At 50.5% G+C, this 19,637-nt stretch carries 20 protein-coding genes; 2 read left to right on the top strand and 18 right to left on the bottom strand.

The features are described 5' to 3' along the window. Positions 1-171 precede the first annotated feature (171 nt). Positions 172-696: a hypothetical protein gene (locus GOM71_RS06845; RefSeq protein WP_156279147.1), complete on the top strand. Its 525-nt coding sequence runs from the start codon at positions 172-174 to the stop codon at positions 694-696. A gap of 57 nt (positions 697-753) precedes the next feature. Here the strand turns inward: GOM71_RS06845 and tlp are convergent, their stop codons facing one another. The 14 genes from tlp to GOM71_RS06775 all read right to left on the bottom strand — a co-directional run bounded on the left by tlp (position 754) and on the right by GOM71_RS06775 (position 12,976). After that, positions 754-963 carry a small acid-soluble spore protein Tlp gene (gene tlp, locus GOM71_RS06840; protein WP_156279145.1) on the bottom strand — a complete coding sequence of 70 codons (210 nt, stop codon included), beginning with the start codon at positions 961-963 and terminating at the stop codon, positions 754-756. 487 nt (positions 964-1,450) lie between these two features. Beyond that, positions 1,451-2,446: an inorganic phosphate transporter gene (locus GOM71_RS06835; RefSeq protein WP_156279143.1), complete on the bottom strand. Its 996-nt coding sequence runs from the start codon at positions 2,444-2,446 to the stop codon at positions 1,451-1,453. 29 nt (positions 2,447-2,475) lie between these two features. Then, positions 2,476-3,087 (bottom strand): DUF47 domain-containing protein, encoded by a 612-nt coding sequence (locus GOM71_RS06830; RefSeq protein WP_156279141.1) that lies wholly within the window; start codon positions 3,085-3,087, stop codon positions 2,476-2,478. Between the two features lie 264 nt (positions 3,088-3,351). Further along, positions 3,352-4,509 (bottom strand): DUF3048 domain-containing protein, encoded by a 1,158-nt coding sequence (locus tag GOM71_RS06825; protein WP_156279139.1) that lies wholly within the window; start codon positions 4,507-4,509, stop codon positions 3,352-3,354. Positions 4,510-4,640: 131 nt separating this feature from the next. Continuing rightward, positions 4,641-5,465, bottom strand: coding sequence for an alpha/beta hydrolase (locus GOM71_RS06820; protein WP_156279137.1), 825 nt, complete (start codon positions 5,463-5,465; stop codon positions 4,641-4,643). Between the two features lie 309 nt (positions 5,466-5,774). Beyond that, positions 5,775-7,181 (bottom strand): sensor histidine kinase, encoded by a 1,407-nt coding sequence (locus tag GOM71_RS06815; protein WP_173275305.1) that lies wholly within the window; start codon positions 7,179-7,181, stop codon positions 5,775-5,777. Next, complete coding sequence (locus tag GOM71_RS06810; RefSeq protein WP_156279133.1) at positions 7,178-7,954, bottom strand: response regulator transcription factor; 777 nt, start codon at positions 7,952-7,954, stop codon at positions 7,178-7,180. The genes GOM71_RS06815 and GOM71_RS06810 overlap by 4 nt, the downstream gene beginning before the upstream one ends. A 28-nt stretch (positions 7,955-7,982) precedes the next feature. Next, positions 7,983-9,407, bottom strand: coding sequence for a VCBS repeat-containing protein (locus GOM71_RS06805; protein WP_156279131.1), 1,425 nt, complete (start codon positions 9,405-9,407; stop codon positions 7,983-7,985). A 30-nt stretch (positions 9,408-9,437) separates the two neighbouring features. After that, a complete protein-coding gene (locus GOM71_RS06800) occupies positions 9,438-10,334 on the bottom strand; it encodes a polysaccharide deacetylase family protein (protein ID WP_216651715.1) in 897 nt (298 codons plus the stop codon). A gap of 252 nt (positions 10,335-10,586) precedes the next feature. Further along, the gene (locus tag GOM71_RS06795; RefSeq protein WP_156279124.1) at positions 10,587-11,078 is read right to left on the bottom strand and encodes a DinB family protein; all 492 of its coding nucleotides are present in this window, start codon (positions 11,076-11,078) and stop codon (positions 10,587-10,589) included. A 115-nt stretch (positions 11,079-11,193) separates the two neighbouring features. Beyond that, positions 11,194-11,502 (bottom strand): hypothetical protein, encoded by a 309-nt coding sequence (locus tag GOM71_RS06790; RefSeq protein WP_367649503.1) that lies wholly within the window; start codon positions 11,500-11,502, stop codon positions 11,194-11,196. 49 nt (positions 11,503-11,551) lie between these two features. Beyond that, positions 11,552-11,731 carry a hypothetical protein gene (locus GOM71_RS06785; RefSeq protein WP_156279122.1) on the bottom strand — a complete coding sequence of 60 codons (180 nt, stop codon included), beginning with the start codon at positions 11,729-11,731 and terminating at the stop codon, positions 11,552-11,554. Positions 11,732-11,762: 31 nt separating this feature from the next. Further along, complete coding sequence (locus GOM71_RS06780) at positions 11,763-12,326, bottom strand: hypothetical protein (RefSeq protein ID WP_156279120.1); 564 nt, start codon at positions 12,324-12,326, stop codon at positions 11,763-11,765. Positions 12,327-12,364: 38 nt separating this feature from the next. Further along, on the bottom strand, positions 12,365-12,976 hold the full coding sequence (locus GOM71_RS06775; protein WP_156279118.1) for a TetR/AcrR family transcriptional regulator: 612 nt from the start codon (positions 12,974-12,976) through the stop codon (positions 12,365-12,367). A gap of 187 nt (positions 12,977-13,163) precedes the next feature. Between GOM71_RS06775 and GOM71_RS06770 the strand changes: the two genes are divergently transcribed. Then, positions 13,164-14,717 (top strand): MDR family MFS transporter, encoded by a 1,554-nt coding sequence (locus GOM71_RS06770; RefSeq protein ID WP_156279116.1) that lies wholly within the window; start codon positions 13,164-13,166, stop codon positions 14,715-14,717. A gap of 79 nt (positions 14,718-14,796) precedes the next feature. On the opposite strand, the gene purD is transcribed toward GOM71_RS06770, so the two are convergent. From purD to purM, 4 genes are all read right to left on the bottom strand, one after another. Beyond that, positions 14,797-16,071, bottom strand: coding sequence for a phosphoribosylamine--glycine ligase (gene purD / locus GOM71_RS06765; protein ID WP_156279114.1), 1,275 nt, complete (start codon positions 16,069-16,071; stop codon positions 14,797-14,799). A 33-nt stretch (positions 16,072-16,104) separates the two neighbouring features. After that, positions 16,105-17,655 carry a bifunctional phosphoribosylaminoimidazolecarboxamide formyltransferase/IMP cyclohydrolase gene (gene purH / locus GOM71_RS06760; protein WP_367649496.1) on the bottom strand — a complete coding sequence of 517 codons (1,551 nt, stop codon included), beginning with the start codon at positions 17,653-17,655 and terminating at the stop codon, positions 16,105-16,107. 307 nt (positions 17,656-17,962) lie between these two features. Beyond that, a complete protein-coding gene (gene purN / locus GOM71_RS06755; protein ID WP_156279112.1) occupies positions 17,963-18,574 on the bottom strand; it encodes a phosphoribosylglycinamide formyltransferase in 612 nt (203 codons plus the stop codon). Then, complete coding sequence (gene purM / locus GOM71_RS06750; protein ID WP_367649495.1) at positions 18,574-19,617, bottom strand: phosphoribosylformylglycinamidine cyclo-ligase; 1,044 nt, start codon at positions 19,615-19,617, stop codon at positions 18,574-18,576. Before purM ends, purN begins: the two co-directional genes overlap by 1 nt. Between the last annotated feature and the right edge of the window lie 20 nt (positions 19,618-19,637).

Raw genomic sequence — 19,637 nt, 5'->3', positions numbered from 1 at the left:
AGGGTGTTTTTTCAAGCATCACCGTTTTGACGCTTTACAGGACGGAAGAGCTCTAAGGCGGTTATCCCGATAATTTATTTGCCACCCGTGACAATCGTCCAATCCGCATGTTTGCCTATGCCATAAACTGCTATTAAGCAGATAATCCATCAGAAAAGGGTTGTGATCCGCGTGAACTACCGCTATGACCATGGCGGCGGTTATGTAGAGAGTTACTATCCGCCGCATTCGCCACACGGCGGCCATCACCGCCGCCATGCGATGCGCGACAATAGCGAGGGCGCGTCCTCAGGCTCCAGCGCAGGTAGCGACGAAGAAGAAGAGGAGGATGATGACGTGTCGGAATCGTTGTCCGTTGCCGTTCCGGCAACTGCTGCCGAGCTCGTCGAGACGGCTGCTCCATCTAAAGCGAGCCCGTTCTCGTTAGAAAAGCTTGGCGACATTAAGGGCTTTGTCGACCGGCTAGGCGGCATTGACGGCATTCTCACTACCGTAACCAAGGTGCAGAAGGTCGTATCTACCGTGTCGCAAATGGCGCCAATGGTGAAGGTGCTCATGGGCTCCTTCAAAAAGTCGTCTGACTCCGATGACGAAGTTGAAACTGTTGTTCCGAAGCGCCGCCGCAAACGCCGGAAGTCTGCTTCGGGCTCTCCGAGCGGACGCCGCAAGCGCAAAACGGCAAAGCCAAAGGCATAAGTAAAACAGCCGATCGGGATATCCGACCGGCTGTTTTTTTACGAGCTTCATTATTGCCTAAGTCTCGTCTGCGATTTCCGCCGCAAACTCGTTGATGCTTTGCTTGCGGTTTTGATTTTTCTTTTCGATTGCTTGACGCTCAACTGCTGAGATCTCCTCAGCATGCTCGTCGAGGTAATCTTCTGCCTCCTGCAAATTGGCCTTCGTGTGCTCAATATGCGACTGGAGATGCTGCGCGTTATCCTCGCGGTTATCCGGTTTAGCCATCGTCATCTTCACCCCAAAGTTACGGATATGTTTGGTTCACAACCTTATATAAGATGGCTCGAAAAACCAGTATCTATGCAAGACAAACAAGGGTTAGATTAAGGGTCTAAGGTACTTTTGTACATTAGACGCTCAATCTGATGCGACTTCGACGTGTGCAAGGTACATTTGTACCTTAGATTGCTATTTCGACCGGTGCAGTGTGCGATTACTCCAAGTCTAAGGTACATTTGTACCTTAGACGCTCAATCTGTTGTGACTACGACGTGTGCAAGGTACATTTGTACCTTAGATTGCTATATTAGCCGACGCAGTGTGCGATTACTCCAAGTCTAAGGTACTTTTGTACATTAGACGCTCAATCTGATGCGACTTCGACGTGTGCAAGGTACATTTGTACCTTGGCACCCATCTCCACAAAGGCGGAGAGCGATTGCATCTAATAACAACAAAGACGGCGCAGAACTATGCGCCGTCTTCTTATATCTTAATAGAAAATCTTGTCGATCAACCAGAACACGATGTATGCCATAATGACCGTTATCGGAATCGTAATGAACCAGGCAACGACAATACGACCTGCAACACCCCAGCGAACGCTGGCGAAACGCTTGGCACTGCCGACACCGAGAATGGACGATGTGATAACGTGAGTCGTACTTACCGGCAAATGAAGCATCGTTGCTGTAAGAATAACGCCAGCCGAGCCGATATCTGCGGCAAAGCCGTTGATCGGTTCGATCTTGAAAATTTTCGTACCCATCGTTTTGATAATTTTCCAGCCGCCGACGGAAGTACCAAGCGCCATCGCAACCGCTGCGGAAAGCTTAACCCACAACGGAACTTCCATATGATCCTGGATGCCGGCTGCAACGAGTGCGAATGTAATGATACCCATCGCTTTCTGCGCATCGTTCGTGCCGTGGGAGAACGATTGGAAAGCGGCGGTCAAAATTTGACCGAACCGGAAGCCTTTGTTTACTTGATGCGGACTCGTCCGGGCAAAAACGAATTTCAAAATCGTCATAATAATGTAACCCATAGCAAAAGCGATAAGCGGCGAAAGCAAGAGCGCCTTCACCATATCAACCAAGCCGTCGCTGTTGATGACGCCAACTCCGGCGCCCGCAATAACGGCACCTGTCAGAGAGCCGATCAATGCATGGGACGACGAGGAAGGAATGCCGAACCACCAAGTGACCAAGTTCCATACGATAGCTGATATTAGTGTCGCGATTACGATCTCAACGCCATTCGACAGTTCGGCAGGGTTAGCAACGCCGCTTCCGATCGTTTTGGCAACGCCAGTGAATGTTATCGCGCCGATAAAGTTCATACACGCGGCAAGCACAATCGCTACCCTCGGCTTAAGAGCGCGCGTGGACACGGTCGTCGCGATGGCGTTTGCCGTATCATGAAAGCCGTTAATAAAGTCAAATCCCAGCGCCAGAACGACGACGATACAAAGAACGATAAAATCCATTTGAATTGACTCCTACTCTCTACTGACTTTTAGCTGTTGCGCATAATGATCGATTCCAGCGTGTTGGCTACGTCCTCGCAGTAGTCGGTCGTCTGCTCCAGCATTTCGTAGATTTCTTTCCGTTTAATCAGTTCAATCGGATCTTTCACGTTCGTAAACAAGCTCTTGATCGCAACGCGAAGCAGATCGTCCGCCTGGTTTTCCAGCTCGTTTATCGCAATGTTCGGCTCGCGGATCGCCAGCAATTTTTTATCTGTCAGCAGGTAGATCGCTTTCTTAATTTGATTCGCCGAACGAAGCAAAATATCGCCGAACAGCGTTATGTATTCGTCCTTCTCCTGAATGTTGTACATTTCAAAACGCGAAGCGCATGCTTCAATTCCGTCAAGCACGTCATCCAGGGACGTAGTAAGCGCCATTATATCTTCCCGTTCAATCGGGGTAATGAACGTTTTGTTCAATTCCTTCAACATCTTGTGCACGTACTGGTCGCACTTGCTTTCGAATTCCTTCATTTTTTTAGCGAAAGCTGTAACATCCGACAGGTCAGAGACGCCATTGGAAAAGTATTGTACCGCTTCTACGAGTGTGTCTGCCATTTCTTCAAACGTTTTAAAGAAAATATCCTTTTTCTTAAACATTGTAATCCCCTTTACCTGGCTGGATGTTAGGGCATCATTGGTAATGAGCCCAAATTATCTTATCATAGTTTACTTTAGAATTGTTAAGGGAATGTAAAGGATTTATGAAAACTTTTAAATATTTTTCGTTTTTTTCATCCTTACTTTCTCCTTATACATAAAAACACGCCCCTGCAAGGAGCGTGTTTCAAACTTATCGTTACAAACAACCGATAATGGACACACTCCTTGTCTGTTAAAGAGTGTTTCCTTACCGTCCGTTTTTTACCCGTAGATTACATGTTCTTCAAAAGTCGGCGAATTCGGAACGACGTGGAAAAAGGTAACGCCTGGCGTGAACGGCACTTCGACGCCGTTACGCGATAAACGAATCATCTTGTCGCTGCCTCGAACCCAATCGCATACGATGGTTTTCCCCTGCATGAACAGCAATGCTTTTCCGCCCGATTCCATGTCAACGGCAAGCCTTCCCGCATCATCCAATGTCCGATGCTTCGCTCCAAGAACAACGATATTGGCGGCTTTCAGCTGCTCTCCGTTATTCAAATCGACATGGGGCTCGTCATCAATCGAACGCTTATACAGGCCGGACGCTTCATCATAATCGTATGATACCTTATAGTTTTTCAATGAGAAGCTAATATCAATATGGGATGCGCCGGTCCCAGCATCAGCCATCGCTGCAACTGCTTCAAAGCCGCCATCCTTTAAAAAGGAATAAGAGGCGACCGGAACCGTTCCGTCCTGCATATATCCACGTTTATCCGCTCCCGCCCGCAGCTTCTCCAGGCTTGAATATAAATTATGCGGCGCCTTCCGCTCCTTGCTCCGCCAAAAATACGATCCCGCATTTGAGATTTCGTCCAAATATGGCTTCTTCTGCTTCTGCAATATAGCATAAGCGTCGTTGCTGCCGCCCGCATGCGCAAGCACCGCGCCGTAGCTCTCGCCGATGTCAATAAGATAAGGGCGAATACTGCGAATTGGCCCGATCGAATCGGTCAGCTTGTCCGTGCTTTGAAATATCGCGATCAGCCTTGTGATGCCTCCCTCTGCGAGCACTTCCCAAACGACATCCGCGTTGGTCAGTCCCGACTGAGGCCGAGCCGGCTTCAAATTGTTAATCATGACTGCTATCGGACGGGCTACTTCTTCCACATTGCTGCCGATTCCGGTCAGAGGAGCTTTATAGGCCAGTTGCGGCGCAGCTTCTGCTGTTGGAGCTTCCGCAGGCGCTGTTACCGGCGACGCTTCCGGCGATGATGACGGCGCATTCCCATTGCCCTGCGAGCATGCCGCAAGCAGCATAGCAGCTGAGAGCACCGCGCCAAGCGTAATTTTACGTATACGGCCATACCGATTTCGATCTCGCCCTTGACTTAATTGTTCTGGTAAACCGTCGTGAGAAACTGTTCTGTCCATATGCTCCCCCGCCTTATTCATAATGTGATCCAGCGTTGCTATGCTATTATTTAATCACATTTAGAAAAAATTGTCTTGTCCGATAGAGCGAATAAAAAACGACAGCGCTGTCGCGCTGCCGTGATTATTGATTATATGCTCCAATGATGCCATTCCTGCTGCTGGCGGTCGAGACCGGCCAGCCAGTCCGACGTTACCCGAATCGCCTCTTCCTGATGCTTGCGCGTCGAATACGTATGGTTCGCCTGAAAAATAATTTCTTTATCGCACAAGCCTTCGCTGCGCGTCCAGAACACCTTCTGATATAAGAAGCTGTAGTCAACCGGAATCAATTCGTCGCTTGTACCGTGTACGAGCAACACTTCCCCGCCGAACTTCGGCGCCGATTGAAACGGCTGATGCTGCAGCAGCGACTCGAAAAAGACCGGCTGCAGCGTGAATCCGGAATAATCCGTATTGCCTTGCTGCACAGCCTCGTCATAGCCCGCACGGCCGACAATGCGCACGATATCATTAAACGGATACGCAACCGGGGACCATAATATAAGCCGCTTCACTCGCCGGTCACGCACGGAAGTCATCAGCGAGACCGCTCCTCCAAGGCTATGGCCGAGCAGCACGATGCGCTGCGGATCGACATGATCAATGCCGGAAATATAATCAATCGCGGTTCTCGTCTGGTCGACCATGCTCTCGAAGCCAAGCGCCCCATAATCGCCGTTGCTCTCGCCGCAACCGCCATAGTCGAAGCGGAGCACATAAGAACCTTGCGCCGCCAGCGCTCGCGCCGCTTTCACAAACAGCCTGTCAACGCCGATACGGCTGCCGACAAAGCCATGGCAAATAATAATGGCTTGTTTCTTATTATTGTCTTCTTGCGTGCCGCCTTCTGCCGGATAATGAAGCGTTGCCGCCAGCTCCAGTCCGTTATGGCGCAGTACGAGCTGTTTTTCCATAATGACGCCCTCCGCATGCCCAGATCAGAAATTATATAATTCCTACCCGAATACTATGATTTAATAAATTCATAATATCATCGCTATGCGTTGGCTGTCAACATTGAGCCTTAACATTTTTGGATGCATTGGACATACTATAGCCAAAGATTTGATCCTGTCAAACAAGGAGTGGACTCTCATGCCCCAATGGATCCAATGGCTGACGGAGCATTGGCTTGCCGTCATGCTCGTGATCGGCGCGCTGATTGCCGTCGTGTATGTGCTGGCGAACCGGGATCTGCTATTCTATAAGGAATAGCAGCCCAACTAGCCTATTTCCGTCTGAATTGGCAATGTCATCGTTACAATAGTGCCGGCTCCGCGCTCGCTGTCAATCGCCAGCGTACCTCCGTGGAGCTCGGCAATTTCTTTACATATCGCAAGGCCGAGCCCGCTCCCCCCATGCCCGGTATTCGCTTTATAAAACTTTTCCGTCACATGCGGCAGATCCTCCAGCGAAATGCCGCCTCCCGTATCGGCCACAGTCAATATTGCGCAGCGGTTTTCACCTTCCGGATTGACGGTCGTCGCAATCCGAATCGTCCCCCCGCTTGGCGTAAATTTAAAGGCGTTATCGACTAAATTAATAATGACTTGCTTAAGCCGATTCGCGTCGCCACGAATCAGAATCGGGCTCTTCCAGAGCGTTGCGAACATTTTGACCCCGGTCTGCTCCTCGCGCACAGCCAGCTGATGCACCATCTCTTTTACCGGACCATTTAAGTCCAGCAGCTCTGGATGAAGCTCAATGCTGCCTGCCGACAACTTCGAGAAGTCCAGCAAATCCTCGACGAGACCCGTCAGCCGATCCGTCTCCCTGCTAATAATGTTCAAGCCGAGAGCGGTTTCTTCATCGCCTGCCGACTCGCTGCCTTTTAACGTTTCGCTCCACCCTTTAATCGACGTCAGCGGCGTCCGAAGCTCATGCGAGATGGACGAAATAAAATCGTTTTTCAGCTTCTCGCGTTTATTCAATTCTACGACCATGACATTAAATGTTTCCGCCAACTGGCCAATCTCATCATTACTGCGCTTTACCGCGCGCCGAGTCCAGTCGCCGTCAGCCATATACCTTGCCGCCCTCGTCAGCTCCTGAATCGGCCGGACGATCCGCTGCGTCATCCATAGGCTGAGGCCAAGGAACAGCAAGATTACGGCAGCACCCGTAGCCGCGGTCATCTGCGTCAGCTTTCGCACCATCGCGTCAATTCGCTCGACGGAGGCTGAATAACGGAGCATCGAGACGACTCTCGCCTCGTTGTAGATCGGAATCGTCACCGACGTGACCCGCTCATTAAAAAACGGATCCTCGCCCTGCCAGCTTCCGTTCGCCCCGTCCATAGCCGCCTTCACATCAGGCGTGGCATAGCTGATCTCTTCGGCGAAGCCGTCGGAGTCGACGGCAACCTTGCCGTTGCTGTCGAGCAGCTGCAGGCGGACATCGCTCTCAGCCATGTATTGCAGCATATAGTCCGCTTGGTCGTGCACCTTCAATGAGGACAACGACCGGCTATGCTGCGTCAGCGCGTAGAGCGCCCGTTGTTTGACCGAGCTTTGCGCGCTGCCGTAATAGTAGTTCCAGATTAAAGTGAGAAAAAGACCTCCCAGCACACAAACGACAAGAACGATCAGCAGCAGATAGCTCCATACAATTCTCGTTTTTAAGCTGCTCATGCGCCTGCGCTCCGATTCCAGCGATAGCCAAGTCCCCATACCGTTTCAATAAAGGCCGGCTGTGACGCGTTGTCCTCAATTTTTTGCCGGATTCGGCGAATGTTGACGTCCACTACTTTCAAATCCCCGACATAATATCGTCCCCATACCTCGGTCAAAATGTCGTCCCGGCTTACATTTTTGCCCGGACGCTCCATTAGCAGCCGAACTAATGTCCATTCGGTCGGAGTCAATACAATCTCCTTATCGTCTTTCCACAGCTTCCGGTCGGAGTAAGTAAGCCGGAATCGTCCCCGGCGCAGCTCCTGATCCTGTTCTTGTTCCGACGGCGCCGCCAGCGAAGTGCTGACCGATACGTCGACAGCATCGACAGCTGCCCTTTTCGCCGCCGCTTCTCCGCTCGTGTGCGGCTTCATCCGCCGATATAGCGATTTGATTCGCGCCATCAGCTCTCCAGGACTGAACGGCTTCTGGACATAATCGTCCGCGCCGAGCTCCAAACCGTATATTTTATCCTCTTCTTGCGATTTGGCTGTCAGCATAATGATACCCATTGCCGGATACTTGCGGCGGAGCGCCTCGCATACTTCAAATCCGCTAATGGTCGGCAGCATGACATCCAGCAGCGCAATATCGAAGGGCCCTTCGCTATCCGCAAGTTCAATCGCCGTCTCGCCATTGTCCGCCTCTGTTACATCCATATCATTTCGCTTCAAGTTGATGCGGACAAATCCGCGGATCGCTTCTTCATCCTCTAGCAACAATATTCGCATCGCTGCCGTTCACCTGCCCTTCCTTTCATTATTGATCTTCAATCCGATGAAACAGTACGCTTATTTCTTCATCTTCCAGTTGCATCGAGTTGAACAAATCCAGATCGTCCTTCGCCAGCGTGACAGGAGGATTCCGATAGGACAACGCATAAAGTACGCCGTTATCTGCTGCCAACGCTACGTAACCTTTGCTTTGCTCTTTCCATGCCGATTCGGTTTGCTCCCGCTTCTGCAGCGGTACAGCGTAAATGACGGCAAACGGCGCTTTGTATTCCTTTTGCCCGTTCCAGTATTCGATATTCGCGATCGCATAGGAGTCTGAGCTGGACGGTGCGCTTATCGTATAGTGATTCTTCCATTGCTCCGGTATCGTCAGCTGCACCCGATAGCTGTAATCGCTGTATTCTTCCATTACGTTAACGAATCGTTCTCCGCCGTCCCACTGTTCCCATATATTGATCCAATACGTCTCGGCATATGAAAGATCATTGGAGCCGGGAGCCGCAACCGGATTCACCAGCTCAATAATGCCGTCGCCGTCAATATCCCCGCTTAAAGAAGGCCTCTCCGAAATGCCGGACTCCGACGGCGCCGCAATCAGCTTTACTTGCGGATACACTTGCTTTAAGCCGCCATTAACCCATGCATACATGCCGGTATACATCGCATGCGCGCCCGTGGAGGCTTCGACTACAATACCGGTGTTCTGCTTAGAAACGCGCCCGATTAACATCCGGTCATACATGTTAACGCCTTCGAACAGCTTTGTTTGCTGCAAAAGAGACAAACCTCTGTCCCGCCAATCGTAAACCTTTAACGTATAGCTTGGCAGCACAACATCCGGATTGGCGGCATCCGTCTCGATAATGGCAATATCCAGCTTGCCGTCGGCATTTACATCTCCGGTTTCCGCAATCAAGTACGGCATCGACTCGATTGGCTGCAGCACGAGCTTGCCTTCCTCATTGCGTATCGGCTTCGTCTGAAACGAATAAAACTCAGCAAGGTTCGGACTTTCGAACGAGCCGACCCAGCCGACCGCCAGCTCCGCCTTGCCATTCCCGTCAAAATCGTCAATTTTAATCCAGTCGATTTGCCTCGCCATCGGTTGCTCCACGATGAACCAGGACCGCCAGCTTCCGGATATTTTTCGGAATACCATCAATTCCGGCACGCTATATTCGTTAAATAACGTGACAATGGCTTCGGGGCTTCCGTCTCCGTTCAAATCGACCTGCCGCACTGCGCCTTGCCCGTCATCCTTAAGCGGCAGCGTAAGCTTGGAATACTGCGGCCTTGCCTCATCCACCGCTTTCATTAAGGCTTGCCTCTCATCTGTCAATTTCGGCTTTGTCAACAACTCGGCAGGCGCTGCCGTAAAACTGCAGCCTGCCGCAAACATACATAGAAAGGCGGCCGTTAGCGCCGCCTTGAACAGCTTACCTATGATCAAAAAGGAATCCTCCTGACATCAAATGCTCGCCTAGGAAACCAGCTGGTCGGCCGTGACGAATGTATAGCCCATTTTTTTCAGATCGTCAATGGCGCCAGGGAGCATTTCCACTGTGTGCTTAATATTTTTGCTTCCGAAGGAGTGCATCAATATAATAGCGCCTGGCTTTGCTTTTTCCTTGATCATCGACCTCATGTCGGACACCGAGGTGCCCGCCCAATCCCGCGTGTCGACGTTCCAGCCGACAAGCTGCCGATTCTCAGACTTCATATACTTTTTCAGCGCATCGGACACCGCTCCGTAAGGCGCTCGAACCATGGTCGGTTTATATCCGATCACCTTCTCGATCAGCTTGTCCGCGCTCTCGATTTCCTGCTTCATTTGCTTATCGGTCAGCTTCGGCAATTGCTTGTGGTTCATCGTATGATTGCCGACCGCATGCCCTTCGTCTACAATTCGCTTCAACGTCTCCGGTTCCTTCTCTACCTGTTGTCCGACGACGAAAAATGTCGCTTTGACACCTTTTTCCTTCAATATGTCCAAAATAGCCGTCGTATAACGACTGTCCGGTCCGTCGTCAAACGTAAGCGCGACGAGCTTCTTCTCCTGCTTGTCCGGCTTCTCCGTTTCTTCCGATGAAGCATTTGACTTTGGCTTTTCCGTGGCAGAGCCCGTCTTATTCGAGTTTGGTTTCGTTGTGGGGGATGGTTGGATATTGTCGCCTGGCTGCTTGACTGCCGGTTTCGCAGAGCTGCTCGGCTCCGGCGGGCGCGGGTAATCGACCTGTACCGCCTGCTCCGGGTCCCCGCTGTCCTCGTTTTGCATACCGCCTGCATGAACGACTTTCTCAGACTGTGTTGCAGATAACATGCTTAGCGGACTGCCTGCGCTGCACCCGCTCATCCATAAGCTTAAAGCAAGTAACATAAACGCTGCTGCTGCCGACCGACGACGACTATTCCGTTTTCTTTCCATCCCAATCACCCTTCTGCTCTCCCGTTGATAGATTCATAGTATCGGATTAAGAGAGAGAGGGAGTTACAAATTAGTTACACCTTGCAGCGTAAGCTGAATCGGAAAAGGCATCCTTTGAGATTTTTATTGCGAACAAAAAAAAGCTGCGGGATCGGCGTCTTCCATGCCGTCTCCGCAGCTTTCAGCAAAACTGGATTTAACGATTTATTGAGGAGCGTTCATGCCCATCTGCGCCCATTCTTCCTTCGATGGACCGTATACGCCAGGCACGGCAAGTCCCGCTTGGCGCATCAGAATCGTCAGCTGGCCGCGGTGATGAATTTCATGCTTAACATACATTGCGAGCAACGAACCGTAAGTCCACGGTCTTCCCAAAGCTGTAACGGACTCTTGCATCTTCTCATCCGTCAGCTCTGCTTTTACCGCATCCATAACCGATTGCGCGGTAGAGCGGTAGGCTTGTACAATCGCAGGAGCCGAATCAGGGCGTTCCGAAGGCGGCCCTTGGAACTTCAAGCCTGTCTCTCTCAGCATCCCGGCGCTTAACGCAACGTGCCACGCCAAAAAGCCTAACGTACGAAAGCCCGGCGCAACTTCTTGCGCTAGCGAAGCATCGGTCAGCGCTTCCAGCACCTTGGCTGTCGTTGTCAATTCTCGGCTGTAATCTTCTATAAAGCTGTTGATGGTCTGATACATGTGTAAGCCTCCAATATGTTCGAATTCGAAACAGCCGCAACTGTCCTTACAAGTTTAAATCGGCGGACCTCATTAATCAAATGACGGTCATCTGACCGACCGGTGCAGTCTTGCCTTATTCTTCGACCACGTCAGCTACAAGCTCGCTCGCCACCTCGATCAACTTCGGAATAACGGCCGGATTCGCTCCGGATACGTATAAATCGCCCTCGTAATGCCGGAACGGAATTTGCTTATCTTCTAAGCTCCACATAAAAAAATCGCCCTCTATAGACATTGTGGTCGCCCCCGTAACCGTGAACACATTGGTATACGTAAAATCCGGTTTCGAGGCAAAATATTGCTTGCATTCCTCTAACGTAATGATCAGACCTGCGTCCCCACTTTGCTGTAATGCTCGAGTCAATCGATAGCGTTGTGCCACTTCTGTTCCTCCATTCTGCTTCGCTTCTTGCATGATCGCCGAAGCGGATTCAATCTTCTTCAAACCGCAAGGTGAACATAATTGCATACTCCAGCTTGCTTAACGATTCCGGCGAAAAATCTAACGTATATATGGAGTTCGTGCTTGTCGCTTGAAAGCCCCATACATGAACCTCTCCATCAGGTTTAAATGTACGCGCTTCATCATCTAAGATCAAGCCTTGCTTCATACGATCCCGCCTTCACTTTATGGATAAATTATTAGTTCTTCGTCACTCGGATAAATTGCCGGTCCTTCCACTCGAACTCTTGCAGCGCGATCAAATCCGATAGATTGATTTCCAGCGTAAGCTCTTGAAGGGGCTTTTCGGAAAAACGTCCTCGATTATCTGCCCAGCAGCCATAAAGCTCGAACGTATCGCCTGCTTCCATATTACGTGATAAGTAGCCGAATAATGTGGTCACGCACTTTTTTCCGGTCACATAGCTGGCAGGGCGGGATTGCTTCAACCCATCGGTCATGCAATAAGAGCCGCCATTGGGGTCAGCTTGGTACACATGCCGGTTATGGAACAACCGCGAGTCCGGCCGCTCGACAACAGGTCCCGATACGTAAATGCCGGCTGCATCCTCCTCTGTTTCGTATATATCCATCAGCACGTCGCCCTTTGGATACTTCTGCAGCAAAAATTGCATGTTCATTTGCTCTTTAGCCGCAGGGTTGACATTCGTGATGTACTCCATCACCGTCATTACCGTTTTGTTTTGCCCAAATGCGCCAAGCGGCAGCTCCCGGTTTGCAGCAATGTAATAGAATAGAGTCATAGATTCGGATCTCCCCTTCTGTTTCAATGCAGCAAAAGCTAACGCTGAAAAAAATGCGTAGAGCCAAATCCATGCAAGCGCATTAGCTGCGTTGCCATATATTTAGGTGTGTAAGACATATCCTTTTCCAGCCAGTAGATAATGATGCCAAGATGGGCTGATGCGACGTAGCGAACAATAATTTCTCGGGGTATTTTCACCTGACTGTCAATCGGTTGAGCTATCATCGACCGGTGGTTCAAGGAGTCGCGAATGATCGTCTCCATCCGAAGGGAAAAACCAGGCAATCCATTAGGACCCAGCATTACTTTGTAAAATTGGGAATGTTCAGCAACCTGCTCAAATTGGCGAATAAAGGAGTCCGGCGGCGTTTCAATATCCTTAACGAAATGATGCGCTTCAAATTCGGGCGGAAGTTGAAATGCAGCTTGAAACTGAAGCAGCATTTCATCCACTATTTTTTCTAAAAGATCATATTTATCCTGATAGTGACGGTAGAATGTAGCTCGGTTAATTTCTGCGCGACCCGTTATGTCTTGAACAGAGACTTGATCAAACCCCTTCTCATCCATTAACGATATCAGCGCATCCCTGATTAGATGTAGTGTTCGTTTAATCCGCGGATCGATCTGTATCGACTTTTTAGACATTTGCTACCTTCCTTGTCTCTTTTTTTTGACTTCTGCAGCATACCGGCAATACCTGTCAACAATGCGACAATTATTTAAATGTTGTTGGTTGCCGGCTTTCCTTGATTCTTATATCATAAACAACACATCGACGCTAATGCAACACCATGTATTCATAAAGTGATATAACGAAAGGAAGCGTGCAAGAATGACAAGTGAGAAACCAAAAGCAGGGTTAGTGACAAGCGGTTTGTTAATGGGACTTTTTCTATCCTCTTTAGATCAGACAATCATTTCAACAGCCATGCCGACCGTAATTAAAGAGTTGGGGGGATTTTCGCTGTATAGCTGGGTATTTACTGTCTATATGCTGGCATCGACAGCGACCATGCCGATTTACGGTAAGTTGGCAGATTTATTTGGGCATAAAAAAATGTATTTGATTGGAATTGTCTTATTCCTTATCGGTTCCGCTTTATGCGGTTTTGCAGGGAATATGACGGAACTCATCATTTTCAGAGGGGTTCAAGGTCTTGGAGCAGGCGCTTTAATGCCGATTTCGATGACGATCGTCGCAGATACCTATCCCCCCGATAAACGCGGGAAGTTTATGGGGCTGTTTGGAGCGCTGTTCGCTATTTCCAGCATCATTGGGCCGGCCCTCGGGGGAATGATTGTGGAGCAATGGAACTGGGGATGGATATTTTACATCAATATTCCGGTCGGAATTCCTGCCTTGCTTCTAGTTGCTTTGGCTATGAAGGAAAGCAAGAGCAGTGAACAACGAACCATAGACTGGTTTGGCGCGATTACCTTGTGTGTTGCAATTCTATCGATATTGCTTGCACTTGTATTAGGCGGTACCCATCAGGAGTCAGGTACGTCATACGCCTGGAACTCCCCTCAAATTATTGGATTGTTCTGCATAGGGTCTGTCTTTCTCGCATTGTTTCTTTGGATTGAGACGAGGGTGAAGGAGCCCATTATTCCGCTTCATCTCTTCAAAATTCGCACTATTGCTTTCGGAAATATAGTCGGATTTTTTATGAGTGCGGGTATGTTCGGCGCGATTGTGTACATTCCGTTGTACGTACAAGGCGTTATCGGTGTGAGTTCTTCCATAGCGGGTTATATACTAACGCCGCTCATGCTGTCCGTCATCGTCACTTCAATGGTTGGCGGGCGTCTGATGAACAAAATTTCTTATCGCGCTATTCTCGTACCGAGCATGGCGCTCCTGACAGTAGGTTTTATTTTGCTCAGTCAGGTAACAGTAGATACGACTAAATTTCAAATGATATGTTATATGATTATAGCCGGGCTCGGCATGGGGGCGGTATATCCTGTTGTGGGTACAGCGGCACAGAGCGCGGTTGATAGCAGAACAATCGGAGTGGCTACGTCCTCCTCTCAATTCTTTCGTTCAATCGGGGGGACAATCGGAGTCAGTGTATTGGGCAGTCTCTTATCACAAAAGATGGAATCAGGATTGATCGAGCTCAATAAGGAGCTGGATGCCATTCCTGCAGAACAAGTACAAGAGATTGCCAATCCACAAGCGTTATTGGATTCCGGAGTACGGGGCTCACTGCCTCCCGAAGTTTTCACAGGGCTTCGAGACGCATTTAGCCATGCATTGGATAATGTATTCCAAGGGGGGCTAATCTTTGTTGGAATCGGCCTTATTGCAAGCTTTCTAATGGGCAATGCCCGATTAGTAGTAAAAAATAAAATGCACGAATCTGCTAACGGATCTAAATAAAATAGGACTGCCCCCAATAGGTTAGAGATTGTCTAACATCTGGGGGCAGTTCAATTTCAGGCGTGTAGAAGTGATTATTTTATTGCAAGCCCTTCAACGCCTTAGCGGCAATATCGGTACGGTTATGCATGCCGTCGAAATGGATAACACTAACCGCTTCGTACGCACGGTTGCGGGCTTCCGCAATGTCGCGGCCGCGGCCAACGACGCCAAGCACGCGTCCGCCGTTCGTTACGATGCTGCCGTCTTTGTCGGCAGTACCAGCATGGAATACGAGCGCGCCTTGCGCCGCTGCTGCATCAAGACCCGTAATGACGCGGCCCTTCGGATAGGCGGCCGGGTAGCCTTCGGAAGCGACGATGACGCAAACAGCCGCTTCATCGCTCCATACGATATCAAGCTGATCGAGTCTGCCATTAATCGAAGCAAGAACGATATCGACCAGTTCTGTTTCCAGACGCGGGAGAACAACCTGCGTCTCTGGATCGCCCATACGAGCGTTGAATTCGATCGTTTTCGGACCGTCCTTCGTAATCATCAATCCGGCAAACAGCACGCCGCGGAACGGGCGGCCTTCGCTAACCATCGCTTTCGCTGTAGGGATGATAATGTTCTCGATCGACTCTTCGACAATCGATTGCGGAATGTGCGGCAACGGCGTGTAAGTGCCCATGCCGCCCGTATTCGGCCCTTTATCGTTATCGAAAACCGGCTTATGGTCTTGCGCCGGCACCATCGCGCGTACCGTCTCGCCGTCGACGAATGCCAGAATGGACATTTCTTGTCCTTCCAAGAATTCTTCAATTACGATTTGGTTTCCGGCTTCGCCAAACACTTTATCGACCATCGCTTCGCGCAGCGCGCGCTCTGCTTCTTCCATCGAATAAGCAACCGTTACGCCTTTGCCTGCAGCAAGGCCGTCGGCTTTAATAACGATCGGCACTTCTTGCTGGCGCAAGTAAGCCGAAGCCGACTCGTAATCGGTAAATGTTTCGTATTTTGCCGTCGGAATATTGTATTTCTTCAGCAGGTTTTTCATAAAAATTTTGCTGCCTTCAATTTCTGCAGCCGCCTTGCTCGGACCGTAAACCGGAATGTTATGCGCTTCGAACGCATCGACAATGCCTTCCGCAAGTGGATCGTCGGGACCGATAAATACGAGATCGATCGCCGCGTCTTTCGCGAACTGAACAAGCTCGTCGAACTTGTTTACCGCAATTGGCACGCACTCCGCCAATTGAGCGATACCGGCGTTGCCCGGCGCACAAAAAATTTCTTTTACCTTCTCGCTCTTCTTAAGCGCCCAAACGATCGCATGCTCGCGCCCGCCGCCGCCAACAACTAAAATTCTCATTTGTGCTGCCTCCCCCCGCTTGTTCTGTTTCTATTAATGTTTGAAATGGCGTACGCCAGTGAATACCATTGCAATGTTGTTCGCATTTGCTGCTGCGATCGACTCCGCGTCCTTCACGGAGCCGCCGGTTTGAATGATCGCTGTAATGCCGTGCTTAGCTGCAAGCTCAACCGTGTCACCCATCGGGAAAAAGGCATCAGATGCCAGTACGCCGCCTGCTGCTTGCTCGCCCGCTTGCTCAATCGCAATACGCGCGGAGCCGACGCGGTTCATTTGGCCGGCGCCAACGCCGATCGTCATGTCGTTCTTCACGAGCACGATTGCGTTCGATTTCACATGCTTCACGACTTTCCAGCCGAACAGCATTTGTTTCAGCTCTTCTTCTGTCGGCTTGCGGTCTGTAACGAATTGCAGATCCGCTTCCGTCAGGCTGCGCACATCGCTCTCTTGTACGAGCATGCCGCCGTCCACCGTCGTAACGAGCCATTCCGGCTGGCGATCCGCAGCTGCAACGGACAGTTCGCCAAGCTTGAGCAGACGAATGTTTTTCTTTTTCGTCAGAATGTCCAGCGCTTCTTGCGTGAAGTCCGGAGCAATGATGATTTCAAGGAAGATTTGGCTCAGAAGCTCAGCCGTTTCAGCGCCGATCGTACGGTTAGCCGCCACGATGCCGCCAAAGATCGAAGTCGGATCGGCTGCGTATGCTTTCTGATACGCTTCATGGATATTTACGCCGATGCCTACGCCGCAAGGGTTCATATGCTTAATAGCAACGACAGCCGGCTCGTCAAATTCTTTGACAATCGCGAGCGCCGCATTTGCGTCATTAATGTTGTTGTAAGACAGTTCTTTGCCGTGCAGCTGTTCAGCCGTCGTAATGTTGCCTGCTGCCGCCAGCGGTTTTTTGTAGAATGCCGCTTTTTGATGCGGATTTTCGCCATAACGGAGATCCTGCACCTTCTCGTACGTAACCGTGTAGCTTTCTGGAAGCGTCTCGCCTACTTGCTTCGAAAGGTAGTCCGCGATCAACGAATCGTATTGAGCCGTGTGGCGGAACACTTTAGCCGTCAGACGTTTGCGGGTTTCGAAGGAGGTATCGCCGTTTGCTTTCACTTCTTCGATAACGGCCGGATAGTCCGCAGCGTCAACGACAACTGTCACGAATTTATGGTTTTTAGCTGCCGAGCGAAGCATTGTAGGACCGCCGATATCGATGTTTTCGATTGCGTCCGCGTATTCTACGTTTGGCTTGGAAATCGTTTCTTTGAACGGGTACAGGTTCACGACAACGAGGTCGATGTAGTCCAGCTCCAGCTCTTTCATTACTTTCTGATGCTCTTCGTCGTCGCGGACGGCGAGCAAGCCGCTGTGTACTGCAGGATGGAGCGTTTTTACGCGGCCGTCGAGAATTTCAGGGAAGCCCGTTACGTCGGAAATGCCGATAACCGGAATGCCTTCCTTCTCAAGCAGGTTGAACGTACCGCCTGTCGAAATGATTTGCACGCCTTGGCTGGCGAGCTCACGAGAAAATTCCACAATGCCTGTCTTATCCGAAACACTAATTAACGCTCTGCGAATAGCCACGCGATAAATCCTCCTTAATTTCACACTCTGAATTTATAATTAATGTCCTGTTTGGACTCAAAAGTGACTTTCATGGTGGTCTAAGGTACATATGTACCTTAGACGGCAAAAACAGTTACTCTGCCGGCACTCCAAAGTACATTTGTACCTTAAAACGACCAATTGGCGCATAAGTTACTCCGTTTGCTGCGATCTAAGGTACATTTGCACCTTATAACACCTATATAACTACTCTGCCGAAGCTCTAAGGTACATTTGCACCTTAAACCCGCCACTAGGCGCCTGGGCTACTTTACCAGCGAAGCGGCTACTGACGTACCGTCACCTTACGTCCGTCTATTGCAACTCGTCCTTGTGCTATAAGCTGCGTTACTCGCGGCAGCAGCTGTTGCTCGGCTGCATGGATGCGTTCGGCAAGCGTCTCTTCCGTGTCGCCATCCTGCACCTCTACAATGCTCTGCGCGATAATTGGCCCGCTGTCCAAGCCGCCGTCTACGTAGTGAACGGTTACCCCTGTTACCTTCACTCCATAGCCTAAAGCTTGGCCGATCCCGTTTACGCCGGGAAAGGCCGGCAGCAGCGACGGATGAATATTGATCATTCGGCCATAATAAGGCTCGACCAACTCCGCTGTCAGAATACGCATATATCCTGCGAGCACGATCAACTCAACGCCTCGTTTCTCCAGCTCCGCGCGTATCTCTCTCTCGTACGCTTCACGGGACGGATAGTCCTTCGGCTTGAATACGAATGTCTCAACACCCGCCCTCTGCGCCCGTTCAATTACAGGCGCCGACGGCCGATCACAAACAAGAAGCTCGATGGTCGCATCGAGCCTTCCTTGCTGCACCGCATCGGCCAGAGCTTGGAAATTTGTTCCTTGCCCCGACGCGAATACAGCTAACCGCAATGCTCCCATTACACTTCCGCTCCCGTGAACGTAACGATTTTGCTTCCTTCCGTTACAGTTCCGATGCGGTAAGCTTGCTCGCCCAACTCAGCGGCAATGCGAAGCGCTTCTTCCGCCTGCTCAGCAGGCACAACTGCGATCAGCCCGATGCCCATATTGAAAGTTGTAAACATATCGCGGTTTGTGATCGAGCCTTTTTCCTGCATCAGCTGGAAAATCGGCAGAATCGGCCACGAGCCGTATTCGATATCTACGTTTACGCCTTCTGGCAGCACGCGCGGGATGTTCTCGATAAAGCCGCCACCCGTAATATGCGCCATGCCTTTAACATTTACTTTCTCAATCAGCTTCAGCGCCGATTTCACATAAATCTTCGTAGGCTCGATCAGCACGTCGCCGAGTACCGCGTCGTTAAGCTCAGGCAGACGCTGGTCAAGCGAGTAGCCGCACTCTTCAAGAAGCAGGCGGCGAACGAGCGAGAAGCCGTTGCTGTGAATGCCGCTGGAAGCGAAGCCGATTACGGCGTCGCCGGCTGCAATCGTAGTGCCGTCGATAATTTTCTTCTTGTCGACTACGCCGACTGTAAAGCCTGCGATATCGTATTCGTCGCCTTGGTACATGCCAGGCATTTCTGCGGTTTCGCCGCCGATCAATGCGCAGCCCGATTGCACGCAGCCGTCAGCAATGCCTTTAACAACCGCTTCGATTTTCTCAGGAACGACTTTGCCGCATGCCAGATAGTCAAGGAAGAACAACGGTTCAGCGCCCTGTACGATAATGTCGTTTACGCACATCGCAACTGCGTCGATGCCGATCGTATCATGCTTGTCCATTGCAAAAGCCAGCTTCAGCTTTGTGCCTACGCCGTCCGTTCCAGATACGAGAACCGGCTCCTCGTATTTATCCTTGTTCAAGCCGAACAGTCCGCCAAAGCCGCCAAGATCGGTCAGCACTTCAGGACGGAAAGTCTTCTTCACGTGCTTTTTCATCCGCTCAACCGCTTCATTGCCCGCAGCAATGTCGACGCCGGCTTGTTTATACGCTTCTGACACTCCTAGTCATCCCCTTTAAT

The organism is Paenibacillus sp. NEAU-GSW1 (assembly GCF_009737085.1).
Lineage (GTDB): Bacteria > Bacillota > Bacilli > Paenibacillales > Paenibacillaceae > Pristimantibacillus.
The sequence above is the reverse complement of the archived record's forward strand: the minus strand, read 5'-3'. Positions and strand labels throughout refer to the sequence as shown.

Coding starts and splice junctions, on each gene's coding strand:
- tlp (WP_156279145.1), bottom strand. CDS start 963: ATGGCTAAACCGGATAACCGCGAGGATAACGCGCAGCATCTCCAGTCG.
- GOM71_RS06835 (WP_156279143.1), bottom strand. CDS start 2,446: ATGGATTTTATCGTTCTTTGTATCGTCGTCGTTCTGGCGCTGGGATTT.
- GOM71_RS06830 (WP_156279141.1), bottom strand. CDS start 3,087: ATGTTTAAGAAAAAGGATATTTTCTTTAAAACGTTTGAAGAAATGGCA.
- GOM71_RS06825 (WP_156279139.1), bottom strand. CDS start 4,509: ATGGACAGAACAGTTTCTCACGACGGTTTACCAGAACAATTAAGTCAA.
- GOM71_RS06820 (WP_156279137.1), bottom strand. CDS start 5,465: ATGGAAAAACAGCTCGTACTGCGCCATAACGGACTGGAGCTGGCGGCA.
- GOM71_RS06815 (WP_173275305.1), bottom strand. CDS start 7,181: ATGAGCAGCTTAAAAACGAGAATTGTATGGAGCTATCTGCTGCTGATC.
- GOM71_RS06810 (WP_156279133.1), bottom strand. CDS start 7,954: ATGCGAATATTGTTGCTAGAGGATGAAGAAGCGATCCGCGGATTTGTC.
- GOM71_RS06800 (WP_216651715.1), bottom strand. CDS start 10,334: ATGTTACTTGCTTTAAGCTTATGGATGAGCGGGTGCAGCGCAGGCAGT.
- GOM71_RS06795 (WP_156279124.1), bottom strand. CDS start 11,078: ATGTATCAGACCATCAACAGCTTTATAGAAGATTACAGCCGAGAATTG.
- GOM71_RS06785 (WP_156279122.1), bottom strand. CDS start 11,731: ATGAAGCAAGGCTTGATCTTAGATGATGAAGCGCGTACATTTAAACCT.
- GOM71_RS06780 (WP_156279120.1), bottom strand. CDS start 12,326: ATGACTCTATTCTATTACATTGCTGCAAACCGGGAGCTGCCGCTTGGC.
- GOM71_RS06775 (WP_156279118.1), bottom strand. CDS start 12,976: ATGTCTAAAAAGTCGATACAGATCGATCCGCGGATTAAACGAACACTA.
- GOM71_RS06770 (WP_156279116.1), top strand. CDS start 13,164: ATGACAAGTGAGAAACCAAAAGCAGGGTTAGTGACAAGCGGTTTGTTA.
- purD (WP_156279114.1), bottom strand. CDS start 16,071: ATGAGAATTTTAGTTGTTGGCGGCGGCGGGCGCGAGCATGCGATCGTT.
- purN (WP_156279112.1), bottom strand. CDS start 18,574: ATGGGAGCATTGCGGTTAGCTGTATTCGCGTCGGGGCAAGGAACAAAT.